At 51.8% G+C, this 17,539-nt stretch carries 13 protein-coding genes, 1 tRNA gene and 1 other RNA gene; 13 read left to right on the top strand and 2 right to left on the bottom strand.

The window, feature by feature from the left end; genetic code table 11:
* Window positions 1-25: 25 nt before the first annotated feature.
* Window positions 26-1,495 (bottom strand): betaine-aldehyde dehydrogenase, encoded by a 1,470-nt coding sequence (gene betB, locus ACIGG6_RS15755; RefSeq protein WP_399845692.1) that lies wholly within the window; start codon window positions 1,493-1,495, stop codon window positions 26-28.
* Between the two features lie 10 nt (window positions 1,496-1,505).
* Entirely contained in the window at window positions 1,506-2,114 is a 609-nt protein-coding gene (betI, locus tag ACIGG6_RS15750) for a transcriptional regulator BetI (protein WP_399845689.1), read from the bottom strand.
* Window positions 2,115-2,323: 209 nt separating this feature from the next.
* Between betI and ACIGG6_RS15745 the strand changes: the two genes are divergently transcribed.
* From ACIGG6_RS15745 to pglX, 13 genes are all read left to right on the top strand, one after another.
* Complete coding sequence (locus tag ACIGG6_RS15745; protein ID WP_399845688.1) at window positions 2,324-3,256, top strand: choline ABC transporter substrate-binding protein; 933 nt, start codon at window positions 2,324-2,326, stop codon at window positions 3,254-3,256.
* Between the two features lie 103 nt (window positions 3,257-3,359).
* Window positions 3,360-3,436 (top strand) — tRNA-Met (locus ACIGG6_RS15740).
* Between the two features lie 45 nt (window positions 3,437-3,481).
* An RNA gene (gene ffs, locus ACIGG6_RS15735) (signal recognition particle sRNA small type) lies at window positions 3,482-3,578 on the top strand.
* A 123-nt stretch (window positions 3,579-3,701) separates the two neighbouring features.
* The gene (locus ACIGG6_RS15730; protein WP_399845685.1) at window positions 3,702-4,331 is read left to right on the top strand and encodes a Tn7 transposase TnsA N-terminal domain-containing protein; all 630 of its coding nucleotides are present in this window, start codon (window positions 3,702-3,704) and stop codon (window positions 4,329-4,331) included.
* Window positions 4,328-6,211, top strand: a complete 1,884-nt coding sequence (locus tag ACIGG6_RS15725; protein WP_399845683.1) for a Mu transposase C-terminal domain-containing protein — start codon at window positions 4,328-4,330, stop codon at window positions 6,209-6,211. The genes ACIGG6_RS15730 and ACIGG6_RS15725 overlap by 4 nt, the downstream gene beginning before the upstream one ends.
* Window positions 6,208-7,227, top strand: a complete 1,020-nt coding sequence (locus tag ACIGG6_RS15720) for a TniB family NTP-binding protein (RefSeq protein WP_399845680.1) — start codon at window positions 6,208-6,210, stop codon at window positions 7,225-7,227. Before ACIGG6_RS15725 ends, ACIGG6_RS15720 begins: the two co-directional genes overlap by 4 nt.
* 146 nt (window positions 7,228-7,373) lie before the next feature.
* Window positions 7,374-7,691 carry a helix-turn-helix domain-containing protein gene (locus tag ACIGG6_RS15715; RefSeq protein ID WP_399845677.1) on the top strand — a complete coding sequence of 106 codons (318 nt, stop codon included), beginning with the start codon at window positions 7,374-7,376 and terminating at the stop codon, window positions 7,689-7,691.
* A 57-nt stretch (window positions 7,692-7,748) separates the two neighbouring features.
* A complete protein-coding gene (locus ACIGG6_RS15710; RefSeq protein WP_399845675.1) occupies window positions 7,749-8,348 on the top strand; it encodes a DUF1819 family protein in 600 nt (199 codons plus the stop codon).
* A 150-nt stretch (window positions 8,349-8,498) separates the two neighbouring features.
* Window positions 8,499-9,122, top strand: coding sequence for a DUF1788 domain-containing protein (locus ACIGG6_RS15705; protein ID WP_399845672.1), 624 nt, complete (start codon window positions 8,499-8,501; stop codon window positions 9,120-9,122).
* A gap of 113 nt (window positions 9,123-9,235) precedes the next feature.
* Entirely contained in the window at window positions 9,236-12,928 is a 3,693-nt protein-coding gene (gene brxC, locus ACIGG6_RS15700; RefSeq protein ID WP_399845669.1) for a BREX system P-loop protein BrxC, read from the top strand.
* A gap of 52 nt (window positions 12,929-12,980) precedes the next feature.
* Window positions 12,981-14,078 (top strand): YhcG family protein, encoded by a 1,098-nt coding sequence (locus tag ACIGG6_RS15695; RefSeq protein ID WP_399845667.1) that lies wholly within the window; start codon window positions 12,981-12,983, stop codon window positions 14,076-14,078.
* 97 nt (window positions 14,079-14,175) lie between these two features.
* Window positions 14,176-15,633: an ATP-binding protein gene (locus ACIGG6_RS15690; protein WP_399845664.1), complete on the top strand. Its 1,458-nt coding sequence runs from the start codon at window positions 14,176-14,178 to the stop codon at window positions 15,631-15,633.
* Window positions 15,630-17,447, top strand: a complete 1,818-nt coding sequence (pglX, locus tag ACIGG6_RS15685) for a BREX-1 system adenine-specific DNA-methyltransferase PglX (RefSeq protein ID WP_399845661.1) — start codon at window positions 15,630-15,632, stop codon at window positions 17,445-17,447. The genes ACIGG6_RS15690 and pglX overlap by 4 nt, the downstream gene beginning before the upstream one ends.
* Window positions 17,448-17,539 lie beyond the last annotated feature (92 nt).

Here is a 17,539-nt window from a genome sequence, read left to right as displayed (position 1 = left end):
GTGTTTGAGAGTGTTGATTCAGTCGTTAAAACACTGACTCAAACGGGCCCATCTCGATCTGTACGGACTTGGTCTGGGTGTAGTGATTTAGCGTTTCCACACCGTTTTCACGACCAATGCCGGACTCTTTATAGCCGCCGACCGGCATTTCAGAGGGAGATTCGCCCCAGGTGTTAATCCAGCAGATGCCTGCTTCCAACTGGTGAATCACGCGGTGCGCGCGGTTCAGGCTCTCGCTGAAGACGCCAGCAGCTAGGCCGTACTTGGTGTCGTTGGCGCGGCGGATCACTTCCTCTTCGTCATCAAAGGCGAGTACTGACATCACCGGGCCAAAGATCTCTTCTTTAACAACGCGCATCTCATCGGTGCAGTCGGTGAATACGGTGGGGGCTGCCCAGGCGCCTTTGGTCCATTCGCCGCTGTTCCACGCGTCGCCACCGGCCAGTACTCGTGCTCCTTGCTCTTTGCCAAGCGCGATGTAGGAGAGCACTTTTTCCTGATGCTCAAAGCTCACCAGCGGGCCAAAGTTGACGCTTGGGTCCATCGGGTCGCCAGCTTTGATGCGTGCCACGCGCTCTACTAGCTTGGCTTCGAACGCCTCTTTGACGCTGCGCTCAACGAACACGCGAGTGCCGTTAGTACAGATTTGGCCGCTGGAGTAGAAGTTCGCCATCATGGCGGCATCGGCTGCGCGGTCGAGGTCGGCATCCGCAAACACGATTAGCGGTGACTTGCCGCCCAGCTCCATCGTTACGTCTTTCAGCGTGGAACCACCGGCAGCGGCCATGACTTTTTTGCCTGTGCCCACTTCACCGGTGAACGAGACTTTGGCAATGCCCTCGTGTTCGGTCAGCATGGCGCCTACGCGGCCATCGCCCTGTACCACGTTAAAAACACCGTCTGGCAGGCCTGCTTCGGTGAAAATTTCGGCAAGCTTGAGCGCCGTTAGCGGTGTGACTTCACTGGGCTTGAACACAATTGCGTTACCCGCTGCCAGCGCCGGAGCCGCTTTCCAGCAGGCGATTTGAATCGGGTAGTTCCAGGCACCAATCGCACCAATGACACCCAGCGGCTCGCGGCGGGTGTAAACAAACGAGCTATCGCGCAGGGGGATTTGGCTGCCCTCAATCGCGGGGGCAAGGCCTGCGTAGTACTCCAGAGCATCGGCACCGGTCACGATATCGACGCTGGCGGTTTCGCTGATCGGCTTGCCGGTATTGCGGGTTTCTAGCTCAGCAAGCTCGTCATTACGCTCGCGAAGAAGTGCTACGGCACGCAGCAGGATACGTGAGCGCTCCATACCAGTCATGGCGGCCCATTCACGCTGGCCACGCTGTGCTGCCTGAACGGCGCTGTCGACATCGGCTTGGCTTGCCTGACCAATCGTGGCCAGCAGGCTGCCATCATAAGGATTGGTAACGGTAAATGTTTCGCCGGAGGTGGCATCAACCGGGCGACCACCAATATAGAGGGGTTGTACGTTTTGAACGGCCATGTTGAGCTCCTTAGTAAAAGTCGGCAGTGGATGCGTCTTGGTAACATCCGTAATGAGTCAGTAACTGGTCGAGATAGGTGTGCGCTAGGTGCCGTGCTTCTTCGGCATCCAGGCCTTCGGGGGTTAATGCACCACGAAGCCATAAACCATCGATCATGGCGGCTAGGCCACGAGCAGCGTTGCGAGCATCGGTTCTCGGCATGACCCGATGGAACTGGTGGCAAAGGTTGGCGTATAGGCGGCGGTCGTTGACATATTGCAAGCGCTGTAAAACTGGCTTATGCATGCTGCTGGCCCAGAAGGCTAACCAGGTTTTGGCCGCAGGGCCGGTGACCTGGGTACGATCAAAGTTGCCTTCAATAATGGCGCCAATGTGCGCACGCGGTGAATCGTCTTCTAAAGCATGGCGCCGCGCGGCGACGGCATCGCTTAGATCCGTCAAAATTTGCCGCATAGTGGCCTCAAGCAGGCCATCTTTACCGCCAAAGTAGTGGCTAATAATGCCTGCGGAAACCCCCGCGTGACGGGCGATGCGCATCACCGTCGCTTCGGCAAGGCCAACCTCATCAATGGCCGCCATGGTGGCCTTGATTAACTGCTGGCGGCGTATTGGTTCCATTCCCACCTTAGGCACAGCTATCTCCTAATGACGTTGAATGCCCATTGGCTCCTAACCTTGAAAAGCAGGAGTAGGCATGGTTACCTGAGTATGATGGCATTTTTTTATTGAACGTTCAATCAATAAAAGTATGCCTGATCGCTTCTCACCTCTGCATCTGTTGTTTGCAGAGCGTGTGTCAATAAAACAGATCATGAGGGAAGAGCTTTATGAAACAAGTAACAACGCGTCGTTTGGGCACTTTATTCATCACCGCTTTTTTACCAGTCACGGCGTTTGCCAATGAATGCAGTAGCGTTCGTTTTGCTGAGGTGGGTTGGACAGACATAACGGCAACCACGGCGCTGGCCAGCGAGGTGCTCGAAGCGCTTGGCTACGAGCCCCGTGTGGATACTGTCTCGGTTCCTATCGCTTATGCAGGTATGCGTAATAACGATTTTGATGTGTTCCTGGGTAACTGGATGCCTTCCATGGCTTCGATTAGCGACCCGTACATTGAGCGAGGGGAGGTTGAGCGTCTGACCGCCAACCTTGAAGGTGCTAAGTACACTCTCGCCGTGCCGCAGTATGTGTATGACGCTGGCGTGACCTCCGTTAATGATTTAGCCGAGCACGCAGAGCGGTTTGAGCAGCGCATTCACGGCATTGAAGCAGGTAACGACGGTAACGAACTCATTGAGCAAATGATCGACGATGACGCCTATGGGTTGGGTGACTGGCAAGTGGTCGATTCCAGCGAGGCGGGTATGCTGGCTGAGTTAAACGCACGAGTACCCAACGAGAAGTGGATGGTATTTCTGGGGTGGGAGCCGCACCCGATGAACAGCAACTTCGAGATGGCGTATCTCTTTGACGCGGATGATTATTTCGGTCCTAACTTAGGTGGGGCGACGGTTTACACCAATACCCGCGCAGGGTTTGTGGAGTCCTGCCCGAACGTCGGTGAGTTGCTGAGCAATATGACGTTTACGCTGGAAATGGAAAACCAGCTGATGAGCGCCATCATGGACGAGGGTGTCGAACCTCGCGAAGCGGCGCGTACGTATCTCAATGATCACCCGGAAGTACTCGAGGCTTGGCTAGAAGGCGTGACCACGCGTGAAGGCGAAGAAGCACTGCCTGTTGTCAAAGCAGCGCTGTAAGCCCGTTTGCGCTTAGTGAGTCGCACGATGAAAAAAGGCAGGCCGTTTCGGCTTGCCTTTTGGCGCTAATATAGGCATACTCTGCACCCGCTGATGTCGAAAAGGCTACGTAGCTCAGCTGGTTAGAGCACATCACTCATAATGATGGGGTCCCCTGTTCAAATCAGGGCGTAGCCACCAATCAGCGCAAGTATGTAGTTCATAAGCATACGACTATGGTGGCCCCTTAGGTCCTCCCGCAACGCTAAACTGCGAACCCCGCCAGGCCCGGAAGGGAGCAACGGTAGTGGTGGCTGCGTGTGCCGGGATGTGGCTTTTGGGGCCGCCTCCATTTCTGTCGTTTCTCCTTCAAAGTGGCACAAATTGTCCCGCTGCTGTCATTTTTTGCCTTTTCTCGTGGCATAACCTACTTTTGTAGTAATAAAACAAAAATAGGTGTACTGCCATGTATACCCGTACCTTGCGTCCTTCTCCCGTCAAGCACATCTATAAATTTGCCAGTCACAAGAATGGCAACGTCCAGACTGTTGAGTCCTCCCTCGAATTTAATGCCTGCTTTCATTTTGAATATGCCAACGAAGTAAAGTCCTTCGTTGCGCAGCCAGAAGGCTTTTATTATCAATTTGAAGACAGGACTTGCTCTTACACACCCGACTTTGAGCTTTTCTGTCACTCAGGCAAGAAGGTGTTTGTTGAAATAAAGCCACCTCCAGAAGCTTTGAAACATGATTTTATCCAGCGTTTTACCGCTAAAAAAAAGGCGGTTGAAATGCTTGGCAAAGAGCTAATTCTAGTCACTGATCATCAAATCAGTTTAATGCCAAAACTGAAAAATCTGAAACTAATTAACCGATATGCAGGGCTTTATACTGAGGTGGTATCTCGTGAAAAAATTTACGAACTGATAAAGAAGTCTCAAGGTTTAACTATTGCTGATATTTCTGGACTGTGTGGTGCTGATTCAGCTGAAGTCTTAGTTGACGTTATGTGGTTAGTTGCTTCGGGAAAAGTTCTCATAAATATTGATGAAACGTTTGGATATGAATCTCTAATTTGGGTTGGAAGTGGGCAATGAGTATCGAATTTTTTATTGATGAATTCCCAGGCTTCCAAAGTGGGGAGGCATCCGCAGTTGTAGATGGAAAATATATAAATGTGCCTGAGCGCCTTTCTTATATTTCATTTGATTCCTTAAGCAAAAGCGTACAAAAGGAGGCGTATTATAAGTATAAAGTTATCGTTCTAGTTAAGGAGCATCTTCAGGGTGGATGGACGAAGAAGAATATTGATCCAATTTTAGACTCGTTGTTTGAGCAAGGCCATATTGAAAAAAAGCCATCATGGAGAAGTGTTGCAAGATGGCATAAAAATTACGATCAAGACATTGGGCCAAAATCATTGGTTTCTGCGAAAGGGTTAGTGAAAAACCCTGGAAACTCAAAAAGAGATGATGCGGATTTTTATAAAAGAGCTGTGGAAGAAAAGTTTCTCAAAAGAGAGAGGCCGCATGTATCTACTGCTTATTATCATTATTTTAACAATATACTACTATATAACAGGGCGCACCCTAATAATGCTATTGAACCTATAACAAAATCTGCATTTTACAAACGTGTAAAGAAAATGTCTCCCTACGAAGTAGAGGTGGGACGTTTTGGTAAAGCAGAGGCCGATAAAAATTACCGTGTTGTGAATAAGTTTTCCGCGGCAGAACGTGTGATGGAGCGCGTTGAGATTGATCATACACCCCTCGACTTGATTTTATTAGACGATACATTGCTAATTCCTATTGGAAGGCCATATTTAACAATCTTAATAGATTGCCTTAGTAGGTGTATAATTGGTTTTTATCTTAGCTTTCAGGAGCCAAGTTATAACTCAGTAAGAAGCGCCATAATGAGCGCATGTTTAAGTAAAGAAGGTGTTGCTAAAAAATATCCAATGATTAAAAAAGATTGGCCATGTCAAGGTAAAATTGAAACGCTAGTTGTCGATAATGGAGCTGAGTTCTGGTCAAAAAATTTAGAATTTTTCTGCGCTTCAGTCGGTATAAACATTGAGTTTAATCCTGTGGGTAAGCCTTGGAAAAAACCTTTAGTTGAAAGGTTGTTTGCAATTTATAATTCTAGGTTTGTAAAAGAAATACCTGGCACTACTTTTTCTAATGCTCAACAGTTAGCTGGTTATAAACCTGAGAAAGATGCAATCCTTCCTTTTTCCTATTTTATTGAGCTAATGCATATTTGGATAATTGATATTTATAACCAGTCGCCAGATAGTAGAATGACAAGAATACCTGCATTATCTTGGGAAATTGGTTGTAAAAAATATCCTCCTCCTTTGTATAGTGGTTTTGAAGAAGAAATTTTTAAAATTGAAGCCTTCCCTACTGAGTTGTGTACTCTGCGAAGAGGAGGAATAAGCATTGATAGGATTGATTATACTAATGAAGAATTGGTGGAGTATCGCAAGAGTACCCCACCGCCATCTGGTAGCAAAGTAGTGAAGGTTGTTGTTAAGAGAGATCCAGAGGATGTCTCTTACATATATGTTTATTTGGTAGAAAGAAAAGAATATATCAGAGTTCCTGCTGTTGACCCAGATCGCTTATATGATGGGCTGAGTATTTTTCAGCTAAAAGTAAGACGTAAATTACGTCGTAATTTTATAAACTCAAAAACTGATTATGTAGGTATTGCGGAAGCTGAAAAATTGATTGACGATAGAGTTAGTGAAATTGCAGAGGAAGTGTCCGCTTCAAAGAAAAAAATTAAAGGAACTAAAAAGGCGGCGGCTTATTTTGGAATATCAAGTGAAAACCCTAGCTCTATTATAGATGGCTTTACTAGTAAGGAAATAAGTGATATTGAGGAAGAAAGTAAGCCATACAGTGGTGTAAATCCAAATGACGAAGAATGGAAAAGAATTTCTGATGATTTGGAGCCGTACTCATGAATATGTTAATGAGTAACGAAAAATTAGAGCAGCAAATTTATTTCAAGAATTGCTATATCAAGCATTCGTCTGTTGCAAGAGCCATAAGTTCTTTAGAAATGCTGAAAGCTAATCATGCTCTAGGGGGTGAGCAACAGTGTATGTTAATAATAGGAGACCCTGGTTCAGGAAAGAGTAGATTGGTTAAAGAGTTCCAATCTCAATATCCAGAGTATGTTGAAAATGACACCGTTATTAAGCCTGTGCTTGTTTCAAGAATTCCAAGTAAGCCAGATGTTGAAAGTATGTTGATACAGCTCATGATGGATTTAGGGCAATTTGGGGCTGATGCTAGGCGAGAGAGGAGGCGTGAGGCGGGTCTTGCTGAAGCGTTAGTTAAGATGTTAAAAAAATGCAAATCTGAGATGATAATAATTAACGAATTTCAGGAGTTAATAGAGTTCAAGTCCGTTGAAGAAAAACAAAGAATAGCTAATATTTTGAAGTTGGTAAACGAAAAAGCAGGTATTCCTATAGTCCTTGTCGGTATGCCTTGGGCTGCTGAAATATCAAATGAGCCTCAGTGGGCTTCACGCTTGATGTGCACAATAGAATTGCCTTATTTTAAGTTCTTAAATTTAGAAGATAGAATTGAGTTTACTCGTTTTATTAAGGGCTTAGCGTGCAAAATGGGTTTTGAAAAAGCCCCTAGTATTCATGTTGATGAAATCTTGTTTCCTTTGTTTTCTGTTACACGAGGCGAGACAAGGCAAGTGAAAAGAGTATTAGAGGCCGCGCTTTGTGTGGCATTGTCAAAAAATGAGAGCACTGTTCGTAAGCAACACTTTTTAGAGGCATGCGATAAATTTTTTTTAGGATCGGATAACCCTTTTGAGCTTGAGTTAGAAGATGTTCCGATTAGTGAAGTTTCGAAATACTCTTCATATAACCGTTATTCAACGGTGGAATCTGAAACATTTATTGCGACACAGTTCACTCGTAAAATCTCAACCCGTGAATTATTTTCAAAGAATTAAGCAATTATTCAGATATCTCATTTCGGTAAATAACAATAAGGGCGCTTCCAAAACAACACCATTGCATTTTTGCTAAGAATTTCTTAGCATATTTTTGTGTCATCTTGCGCTAGCCTAGCGGCTTTCCAAGTAGCGATGGTGTTTTCATGGACAGTCCGCTTCCAGATCGCTTGAAAGCCGCCAGGCAAGCAGCGGGTATGACACAAAGGCAGTTGGGTGAATACCTCGGCATGGAGCCGAATTTGGCGAGTGCGCGTATGACGCAGTATGAAAAGGGGCAGCATGCGCCCAATTACCAGTTGCTGAAGAGGCTTTCAGAGGCACTAGAGGTGCCCATTCCCTATTTTTTCTGCGAAGACGATACCGTGGCAGAGCTGATCCTTGAGCTGGATAAGCTAGATCCTGCGGAACGCCAAAGCTTACTGGAACAGCTTAGGAAGGGCAGAGCACCTAGTGAAAGCTGATCTCATTGCTGATAAATCGCCTGCAACTCCAACGTAATTGACCTTGATGAGCACCTTTTGACTTCTTTCAGCTACAATTCTGACCTGATTGGCGGTGGGTTGATGGTGCGCGAAAGCCGTGCCGTTGCCGATTTGCTGCTGTCTGATGCCGATGAAGAGCAGTGGCACCAAGCAATCATCGTTGATAACCGCTTGCAGAAGAACCGACCAGCGACGGCCAAGCGTGCAGGGCAAGCGATTCGCAAGCGCTTAGAGAAGTTGGAGCCACCGTTTTGGCAAGCGCTGCGCGATGGCGACGACCAGCTCGCCACGCAGGTGTCTTTCTGTGCGGCCATGGCACGTAACCTGCTATTGGTGGAGTTTCTTGAAAGTGTCGTCGCCGATGCGTTTTTAACGCAGGCGGAGGCGCTTCAGGCCTACCAATGGGATGAGTTTTTAGCCGAGCGTGCCCACCGCGATGAAGCAATAGCAGGGTGGGCGGAAAGCTCCAAACGTAAAATGGGGCAGGTGGTGTATCATATGTTGACGGAAGTCGGCGTATTGGCGTCCAGTCGCTCGCGCAAGTTACAGCCCTTGCTGCTGCGTCCAGAAGTAAAAAGCTTGCTTGAAACCTACCAGCACGTCCGCTTGAGTGCCTGTTGTCGCCGGTTGCGGTAATTTTATCCCCTCTACTCTCATTGCTGACGTCAAAACGCGACTAAGTAGACCTTGCAACGCAGGTGGCAAGCGGCATAGTCTTAACAAAAATAAGCCTTTTGCATTAACAATGCCTTGCATCAAACATGCTAGACACAGGGACGCATCCGCATGTCACAGAGCAATCACTACCCATCCCCCAGCGGTATAAGCAGTCGCGAGGATGATCAACTTCGGGCACGATTGAATCAAGTGGCTGAAAAAATCACTCGGCCCGATTTTTTAGCGGGCCAGGGGCTGGGTAACGAAATCGGCTTTTGGATTTTTGATTACGCCCCTGAACATGAACTCCAGGTGCGTGCCTACCTGAATTTCCTCCCCTCGTTAATGGCACGCCAGCACCCCGACATTAAAATAGCGCAGGTCAATCTGCTGGAAGTGCTAAAGGATTACCTGACCGAGCGCGGCTTCCTAGACAAAGCCATTGCCATGCAAAAAAGCAAAGGCGATGCGGCACTGCTCAAGGCGCTGCGTGGGCCGCTGCACATGGATAAGTTTGCTCCCTATCTGCTCCGACACTCCTTGTCGCATGACCCCGATATCGTACTGCTCACCGGTGTGGGCAGCCTATGGCCCATGGTGCGAGCGCACAGCTTGTTAAATGCGCTACAAGGGCCACTCGGTCATAAGCCGCTGGTGTTGTTCTATCCAGGCCGTTACGACGGGCAGACGATGTCGTTGTTTAAGCGGATAGAAAGCAATAACTACTATCGTGCGTTTGCGCTTGTGCCCTAGCGCACCGAATGACGTCATTCCGTGTACTACGTTCGCTTGGTGAGTCGTGGTCTTTGATAGCGCGGTACCTCTCAGCTTGAAACACCCAGGGTTTACATATTTATAGGACTGATATGCACATTCAAGAGCTCTTCCTCAAACCGCTTAGCCGGTCAATCAACGGCGTGGTCAAGGCCGACCAGCGTGACCAGGAAACCATCTACCAAGAGCTGGATGAGTATGTCGTCACCAACGAGTTAGAAAAGCACTTTCGCGCTTTTTTTGAATCCTACACCACCCCTTTGGATGACCCCTCTATCGCCAACCGCGTGGGTGTTTGGATCAGTGGCTTCTTTGGGTCGGGTAAATCTCACTTTTTGAAAACGCTCTCTTACCTGCTGGAAAATAAGGAAGCGTTTGATGCCAACGGTAATGCCAAGCGGGCCGCCGACTTTTTTGATGAGCAGAAGCTGGTAGACAGCTCTATCCGGGCAGACATCGCCAAGGCTGTCCGTGAACCGGCCCATGTGGTGCTGTTTAATATCGACAGCAAGGCCAGTTCTAACGACGATGGCAACCCCATCCTGAACGTCTTCCTACGCGTATTTAACGAGCACCAAGGCTTTAGCTCCGATTACCCGCATATTGCCCATATGGAGCGCCACCTAGAAAAGCGCGGTGTGTATGAGCGCTTTAAACAGGCCTTTCACGAGGCCAGTGGCGTGGTGTGGGAAGACGAGCGAGACGGCTATCAGTTTTACCAGGATGATATCGAGCAGGCGATTGGGGCGGCGCTCGATCTCTCTCCTGAAGCGGCGCATAAATGGTTTGAGGAATCTGAAACCAACTTCAGCGTTTCGGTAGAGAACTTCTGCCACTGGGTGAAAGAGTTTTTGGAGTCGCAGTCAGCTACCCAGCGCATGGTGTTCATGGTCGATGAAGTGGGCCAGTTCATTGGCAGCGACACGCGTTTGATGCTGACCCTACAAACGCTCACCGAAAACCTGGGCACGATTTGCGGGGGCCGCGCCTGGATCGTGGTCACCTCCCAAGCGGATATGGACGCCGTGCTAGGGGAAATGACCGCCTCGAAGGCCAACGATTTCTCCAAGATTGCCGGACGCTTTAAAACCCGCTTATCGCTCTCAAGCTCCAACTCCGACGAAGTGATCCGCAAGCGCCTGCTGGTGAAAACCGACCCGGCACGCGCGGAGCTGGAAGGCGTGTTTGAGGCCAAAGGCTCCATTCTGCGTAACCAGCTGACCTTTGACCGCTCCGGCCCCACGCTGAAAAACATCGAAGGCGTCGAGAGCTTTATCGCCAATTACCCCTTTGTGCCGTACCACTTCCAACTGGTGCAAAAAGTCTTTGAAGAGATCCGCAAGGTAGGGGCAACGGGCGCCCACTTGGCCTACGGCGAGCGCTCCATGCTCGATGCGTTCCACATGGCCGCCAAGGCCGTTCAAGAGAAAGCGATTGGTGCGCTGGTACCGATGCACTGTTTCTACACAGCGGTAGAGGGCTTTCTTGATACGGCGGTGAAGCGCACCATTGATCAGGCCAGCGAAAACCCCGTGTTAGAGGCGTTTGATGTCGAAACCCTACGCACGCTGTTTATGATCCGCTACGTGGACTTGGTGAAGGGTACGGTCGATAACCTGGTGACACTCTCGCTGACCCAAATCGACGATGACCGTATTGCCATTCGTGAGCAGCTGGAAGCGACCCTGGCACGACTGGAAAAAGAGAGCCTGATTACCCGCAACGGCGATGAGTACCAGTTCCTCACCAATGAAGAGCGCGACATCACCCGCAAGATCAAAGCTACCGAAGTCACCAGCAGCGACGAGAACAAAGAGCTCTCCAGCCTGATCTTCAAAGACCTGCTGCGCGATCGCGCCAAGTACCGCTACCCGGTCAACAAAACCGACTACAGCATTGGCCGCTACCTGGATGGCCACACCCTGGATGGCCGCTACCAGAGCCAGCTAAGGGTGGAGGTGGTCTCACCGCTCGACGTGGAGTACGTGCAGCTAAGCGAAGCGGGCTGCATTCACAAAAGTGGCGATAACGGTGGGCAGGTGCTGATTAAGCTGCCCGACGACAAGCGCTTTACCGATGAACTACGCACCCTGCTGAAAACCGATAAGTTTATCCGCCTGAACCTATCGGCCAACGACCACAGCGTGGAGCGCATTCTGGCCGACCGTGGCCGTGAAAACCAGGAGCGCAAAAAACGCCTGCGGGTGCGCTTAGAAGAGATGCTGCTGGAGGCGGACGTGTACGCACTCGGCCAAAAGCTTGATCTCAACCGCGGCCAGCTCAACACCCGTTTGGATGAGGCCTGCCGCTACCTGCTGGAAAACACCTACAACAAGCTGAGCCAGCTCACGGCGCTTAGCCCCGAGCCGATGCGCGAGCTGCAGGCCGTATTAACCGCCGATGACCTGGGCATCCAGAATCTGAACTTAGACGGCGAGGAGGGCAACCCCCAGGCCGTGAAAGAGGTGGAGCAGTACATCACCCTGCACGGTGGCGAGCCGGTGCCACTGACCCCGCTGATTGAGCGCTTTAGCAACCGGCCTTTTGGCTGGCCGGAAGGTGAAACGCTACTGATACTAGGCCGCCTGCATGCCGCAGGGCGCTTAACCTTCCACACCGCTGGCCCCGCGCTCAGCGGTAAAGAAGCCTTTGAGCTACTCAACAACGCCCGCCGCCGCAGTGAAGTCCGCCTCCAGAAAAAACGCCAAACCGAAGATGCGGTGCTCAACAAAGCCCGTAACCTCACCAAAGAGCTGTTTGGCCAGCTAGGCCCCACCAGTGAAAAAGAGCTGTTTACCTATTACGTAGACCGCTTATCCCACTGGCGGCGGGAGCTAGAAGCGTATAAAAGCAAAACCGACGTGGGCAACTTCCCCGGTCGCAACGCCATTGACAACTCACTGCGCGAAGTGGAGCGCCTGCTGCGCCTGGACGACAGCTTTGATTTCTTCAAAACCGTCGCCAGCCAGCAAGACACGCTGCTCGATGTCGAAGAGGACTACCGCGATCTCAACGACTTCTTTACTAAGCAGCTCACCACGTGGCAACAGCTGGAGCAAGCGCTCAACCGGTTTGCGGTGAACCGCCTAGAGCTTGAGAAAAACACTCAGGCCCAGCAAGCGCTGGCCGAGTGTGAGCGCATTTACCGCGCCGAAGCACCTTACGCCATGCTGAACCAGGTGGATGGCTTGGTACGCACGCTGGATGAGGTGAACAACCGCCTGGTAGAGGAAAAGCGCCAGCACGCCATTGCCCGTATCGACACGCGCATTGCCAAGCTGAGCGCTGAAATAGCCAAAAGCGGCATTGGCACCGCCGAGCTTAGCAACCGCTTGCTGCACCCGCTACAGCAGCTCAAAGCCTCGGTCAATCAATCGGTCAGCGTCGCGCAAATCTACCAGCTGCAAACCGAAACCGCCGTTGAATTAGAAGAAGCCAGCCTGGATGCGCTTCACAACGCCCAGGCTGAGGCGGCCAAGCGGCAGACGCCCGCGCCTACGCCTGCTGGAGGCGGCGCCAACGCGCCAGCGGCTACCCCAGGCAGCCAACCGCCCGCAGGACACACGGCACCCAGGGATAAAACGTACGATCCGCACACCGAAACAGCACCGGCGGCGGTAAATGCCCCCAAACCCGTGGCAAGAGTGCGTGTAAGCGACGTACTCAGCCGCGTGCATAGCGGGGTGTACCTGGAAAGCCAAGCGGAAGTCGATGCATTTATGGACGAGCTGAGAAAAGAGCTGGAAGGGTCACTTTCAGCAGGCAAACGGGTACAGGTGCGGTAGCAACTGGATAGGCTGGTTGGCAAAAAAGCAGCGTTACCAAAAGGAGTGCCGTATGACTCATCGCCTTTCTACCCGCGCCGACTATCAGGCTTGGCTGAGCAGCATTAAGCAGCGTGTGCAGTCTGCTCGCATGCGGGCAGCACTAGCGGCTAACAGCGAACTGATCGCACTCTACTACGAGCTGGGTGCTCAGATTGTCGAACGGGAAACCCAGGCACAGTGGGGCAGTGGCTTTATTAACGCTTTCAGCAACGACCTACGTCACGCGTTTCCAGAGGTCGGTGGGTTTTCTCCCAAAAACCTGCGCTACTGCCGAGCTTTCTTCCGTTTTTACTGTGACCCTGCAATTTGGCAACAGGCTGTTGCCAAATTAGCCGACACGCCCTGGGCCGGTATAGATGCCGATCGCGCTGGCTTACTGGCCCAAACGCCCTGGGGGCATAACATCCTGATTTTCAGCAAATGCGCTGACCTAAACGAAGCCGACTTCTACCTCACCCAAACCCTGGAACATGGCTGGAGCCGTGACGTGCTAGCCCTGCACCTCAAGTCGCGGCTGCATGAGCGTACCGGCAACGCGGTGAGCAACTTTTCTCGCACGTTGCCGGCTCCCCAGTCGGATCTCGCTCAGCAAACGCTAAAAGACCCCTATACCTTCGACTTTATGTCCCTGACCGCGCCTTATAACGAGCGTGACGTCGAGCGTCAGCTCACCCAGCATATCACCCAGTTTCTACTGGAATTGGGCAAGGGCTTTGCGTTTATCGGTCGCCAGTACCCCCTCGAAGTGGCTGGCAACGGCTACTATCTCGACCTGCTGTTCTATCACGTCACTCTCAAGTGCTACGTGGTCATCGAACTCAAGAACCGGCGTTTTATCCCGGAATACGCGGGCAAGTTAAACTTTTACCTGTCGGCGGTGGACAGCCTGCTCAAACGCGACGATGACCAACCCACCATTGGTTTGCTGCTGTGCCGGGATAAAAATAACATCGAAGTTGAGTTCGCTCTACGCGACCTAAATAAGCCCATGGGCGTCAGTGAATACAACTTGGTCGGGACCTTGCCAGACAACCTCAAAGGCTCGCTGCCCACCGTAGAGGAAATTGAGCAAGATTTGCTTCAGCGGCAAGAGGGAATGGATGAATGATTTTTTGCCAGCCAGAGCGCATTGCTCACTGCCGTCCCGTGTCCTAGGACGCGGGACAGCGAAGCGGAAAGAAACATGAAAAGTCAACGAGGCACCTATGACCACCGCGACCATTGAACAGCGCCTAAGCGAGCCAGAAGGCAAGCAGCTTGAGTTCAAGCGCGACCTATCATCGCCCAAGCCGCTGATGAAAACCCTGGTCGCCTTTGCCAATACGGCCGGTGGCCAGTTGATCATTGGTGTTGACGATGATGGCACCGTGCTAGGCGTGGATGATCCGCTGGATATGGAAGAGCGCCTGACCAGCATGATCGCGGATGCCATTCACCCTCGGCTATTACCCAATATTGAACTGGTGAGCGTGGGCGAGCATACCCTGGTGTGTATTGAGGTGTTTTTGAGTAGCGCACGCCCACACTTTTTCAAAGCGCTTGGCGAAGAAAACGGTGTGCTGGTGCGACTTGGTTCCAGCAATCGGCAGGCCGGGCTGGCCCTCATTCAAGAAATGCAGCGCCAGGCAAGCGGCACCACCTTTGACGTTCAGCCCATGCCTGAGCTGAGCCGTGACGACCTTGACCACACTGCCATGCAGCATGCCTTCAACAGCGAACAACTGCTTGATGACATCAAGTTAAGAACATTACGGCTACTCGTCTCGTATCAAGGTCGCCTAGTACCCAGCGTGGGCGGAATTTTGCTGTTTGGCCGTGAGCGCCAATGGCACTTTGAAGATGCCTGGATTCAGTGCGGGCGTTTTCGCGGTAACGATAAGGTCGAGATTTTCGACCAGACAGATATTCACGCGCCGTTACCCCAAGCGGTTGATGACATCGAGCTGTTTCTCAAAAAACATGCTTTCAAGCAGGCAGAGTTTGGCGCCATGCGTCGCCGCGATGTGTGGAGTATCCCGCTGACCATCCTGCGTGAAGCGATTATTAACGCCTTGGTACACAGCGACTACTCCCAACGCGGCAGCCCCATACGCATTGCGTTTTATGACGACCGTATCGAGATTGAAAGCCCTGGGCTATTGATGCCCGGCATGACGATAGAAGACATGAAACGCGGCGTTTCGATGATTCGCAACCCAGTGATTGCCCGCGTATTTCGTGAGCTTGGCCTGATTGAGCAGTGGGGCAGTGGCGTAAAGCGTATTTTTGCCGAGGCCGCCGCCCAGGGGCTGCCAGAGCCGCATATTGAAGAAATTGCCAACCGCGTGCGGTTGAGTATCCGGCTGGCAGCGCCGGTTCCTATCGAAAATCCAATATCAGTGACCCAGTCAGTGACCCAGTCAGTGACCCAGTCTGAGAATATAGAACCACTGCGCCCGCTGCTGAAAATATTAAGCGATGGCCCGCTATCATCAGGCGAGCTACGTCAACACTTGCAGCTCAAGCATCGTGCTCATTTTCGCCAACACTACCTAACGCCTGCGCTTCAGGATGAATTAATCGAAATGACGCTGCCCGAAAAGCCCAATAGCCGCCTTCAACAATACCGTTTAACGCCTAAAGGCCAGCGCTTTTTGCAAGACACTTTCAAGGATCTAACATGAACACCGCCAACATCAAAAAATACGCCCCCAAGGCCCGCGCCCGCTTTATCGACACCATGACGCGCCAGGCGGCCCGGGTGGGCATTAGCCCGGATGGCAAAGGTGGCGCTGTGATTGCCCCCCTGGAGCTAAAGGGCGATGTGTTGGTGATGACCGCCCAGGATGGCCAAACCCACACCGTGCCCGCCCACCTAAAGCGCGCACGGGAAGCGCTGGCCGTGTGGGTGCAGCGCGATGGGTTTACCCAAGCGATAGAGCAGGCCGCCTACAGCTGGTTCAACCGTCTGTGCGCCATTCGCTATATGGAGATTCACGGCTACCTAGACCACGGTCGCCGCGTGCTGAGTGGGGCAGGGGGCGAAGCCGGGCAGTTCCAGATTCTGGAGGAATGCTTAGAGGTAGACCTGCCAGGGCTAGACACCGCCCGCGTGCGCGAACTTAAGCTCGACGGCACCCAGGATGAAACCCTCTACCGCGAGCTGCTGCTGGCCCAGTGCCATGCCCTGCATGAGGCCATGCCGTTCCTGTTCGAACCGCTGGACGACGCTAGCGAACTGCTGCTGCCCAACAACCTGACCAAAACCGATTCGCTGATTCGCGAGCTGGTCGAGGCGATTCCCGAAGAGGATTGGCAGGATGTAGAAGTGATCGGCTGGCTCTACCAGTTCTACATCAGCGAGAAAAAAGACCAGGTGATCGGTAAGGTGGTGAAAAGCGAAGACATCCCCGCCGCCACTCAGCTGTTCACCCCCAACTGGATCGTGCAATACCTGGTGCAGAACTCGGTAGGCCGCCAGTGGCTGCAAACCTACCCAGGCTCGCCACTCAAAGGCCAGATGCCCTACTACATCGAGCCCGCCGAGCAGGAGCCAGAAGTACAGGCCCAGCTGGACGCCATCACTCCGGCCAGCATTGACCCCGAGACCATCAAGGTACTCGACCCTGCCTGTGGCTCCGGCCATATCCTGGTCGAGGCCTACAACGTGCTGAAGGCGATCTACGAGGAGCGTGGCTACCGCACCCGCGATATCCCTAAGCTGATTCTGGAAAACAACCTGTTCGGCCTAGATATCGACGACCGCGCCGCCCAGCTCGCCGGTTTTGCGCTGTTGATGAAGGCCCGTGAAGACGACCGCCGCATTCTCACCCGCAACGTGCGCCTAAACGTGCTGGCGATGCAAAGCAGCCAGCACCTGGATGCCAATACCCTATGGCGCGACCTGAACCTGACCGGAGACTGGCACCAGGGCCAATCCCAAAGCCTGTTTGATAGCGAACAGCAAGATCTTTCCAGCAACGACACCACTTACAAACTGATGGCCGACTTGATTGAGCGCTTTCAAGATACCAAAACCTTCGGCTCGCTGATTGAAGTGCCCAATGAATGGGAAGTGCCGCTGAAAGCACTGTTGGAAGAACTAAGCGAACTCACCAACAGCGGCGATATGATGCAAAAGGCCGCTGCTCAGCGGTTGGTGCCTATCGTGCAGCAGGCTTGGGTACTGGCGAAGCGCTATGAAGCAGTAGTGGCCAATCCGCCGTATATGGGCAGTAAGGGGATGAATAAGGCACTGAAGGACTACGCCAAAAGCGCCTACCCCAACAGCAAGTCGGATCTGTTCGCGATTTTTATGGAGCACGCCTTCAGCTTACTGGCACCGCAGGGCTACAACGCCCAGATCAATATGCAGTCGTGGATGTTTCTTTCCAGCTACGAAAAGCTCCGCGACTGGCTGCTGGACAACACCACCATTATCACCATGGCCCACTTGGGTGGCAGAGCCTTCGACAGCATCAGCGGCGAAGTTGTCTGATCTTGCCCAGTAACGATGGACATCTCAAGAATGTAATACACTGCAGTGAGGTGGACCATGGCAAGATCGACGACATCAATGAAGAAAAAATC

The sequence above is a fragment of the Vreelandella lionensis genome (genome assembly GCF_044543515.1).
GTDB classification, from domain to species: Bacteria; Pseudomonadota; Gammaproteobacteria; order Pseudomonadales; family Halomonadaceae; genus Vreelandella; species Vreelandella lionensis.
Note: the sequence above shows the minus strand (reverse complement) of the source record. Positions and strands in the feature narration are given on the sequence as shown.

Bases quoted from the DNA above. Each gene is read 5' to 3' on its own strand.
- ACIGG6_RS15730 (WP_399845685.1), top strand. From the start codon at position 3,702: ATGTATACCCGTACCTTGCGTCCTTCTCCCGTCAAGCACATCTATAAA.
- ACIGG6_RS15705 (WP_399845672.1), top strand. From the start codon at position 8,499: ATGTCACAGAGCAATCACTACCCATCCCCCAGCGGTATAAGCAGTCGC.
- ACIGG6_RS15690 (WP_399845664.1), top strand. From the start codon at position 14,176: ATGACCACCGCGACCATTGAACAGCGCCTAAGCGAGCCAGAAGGCAAG.
- pglX (WP_399845661.1), top strand. From the start codon at position 15,630: ATGAACACCGCCAACATCAAAAAATACGCCCCCAAGGCCCGCGCCCGC.
- ACIGG6_RS15745 (WP_399845688.1), top strand. From the start codon at position 2,324: ATGAAACAAGTAACAACGCGTCGTTTGGGCACTTTATTCATCACCGCT.
- betI (WP_399845689.1), bottom strand. From the start codon at position 2,114: ATGGAACCAATACGCCGCCAGCAGTTAATCAAGGCCACCATGGCGGCC.
- ACIGG6_RS15715 (WP_399845677.1), top strand. From the start codon at position 7,374: ATGGACAGTCCGCTTCCAGATCGCTTGAAAGCCGCCAGGCAAGCAGCG.
- ACIGG6_RS15720 (WP_399845680.1), top strand. From the start codon at position 6,208: ATGAATATGTTAATGAGTAACGAAAAATTAGAGCAGCAAATTTATTTC.
- betB (WP_399845692.1), bottom strand. From the start codon at position 1,495: ATGGCCGTTCAAAACGTACAACCCCTCTATATTGGTGGTCGCCCGGTT.
- ACIGG6_RS15725 (WP_399845683.1), top strand. From the start codon at position 4,328: ATGAGTATCGAATTTTTTATTGATGAATTCCCAGGCTTCCAAAGTGGG.
- ACIGG6_RS15695 (WP_399845667.1), top strand. From the start codon at position 12,981: ATGACTCATCGCCTTTCTACCCGCGCCGACTATCAGGCTTGGCTGAGC.
- brxC (WP_399845669.1), top strand. From the start codon at position 9,236: ATGCACATTCAAGAGCTCTTCCTCAAACCGCTTAGCCGGTCAATCAAC.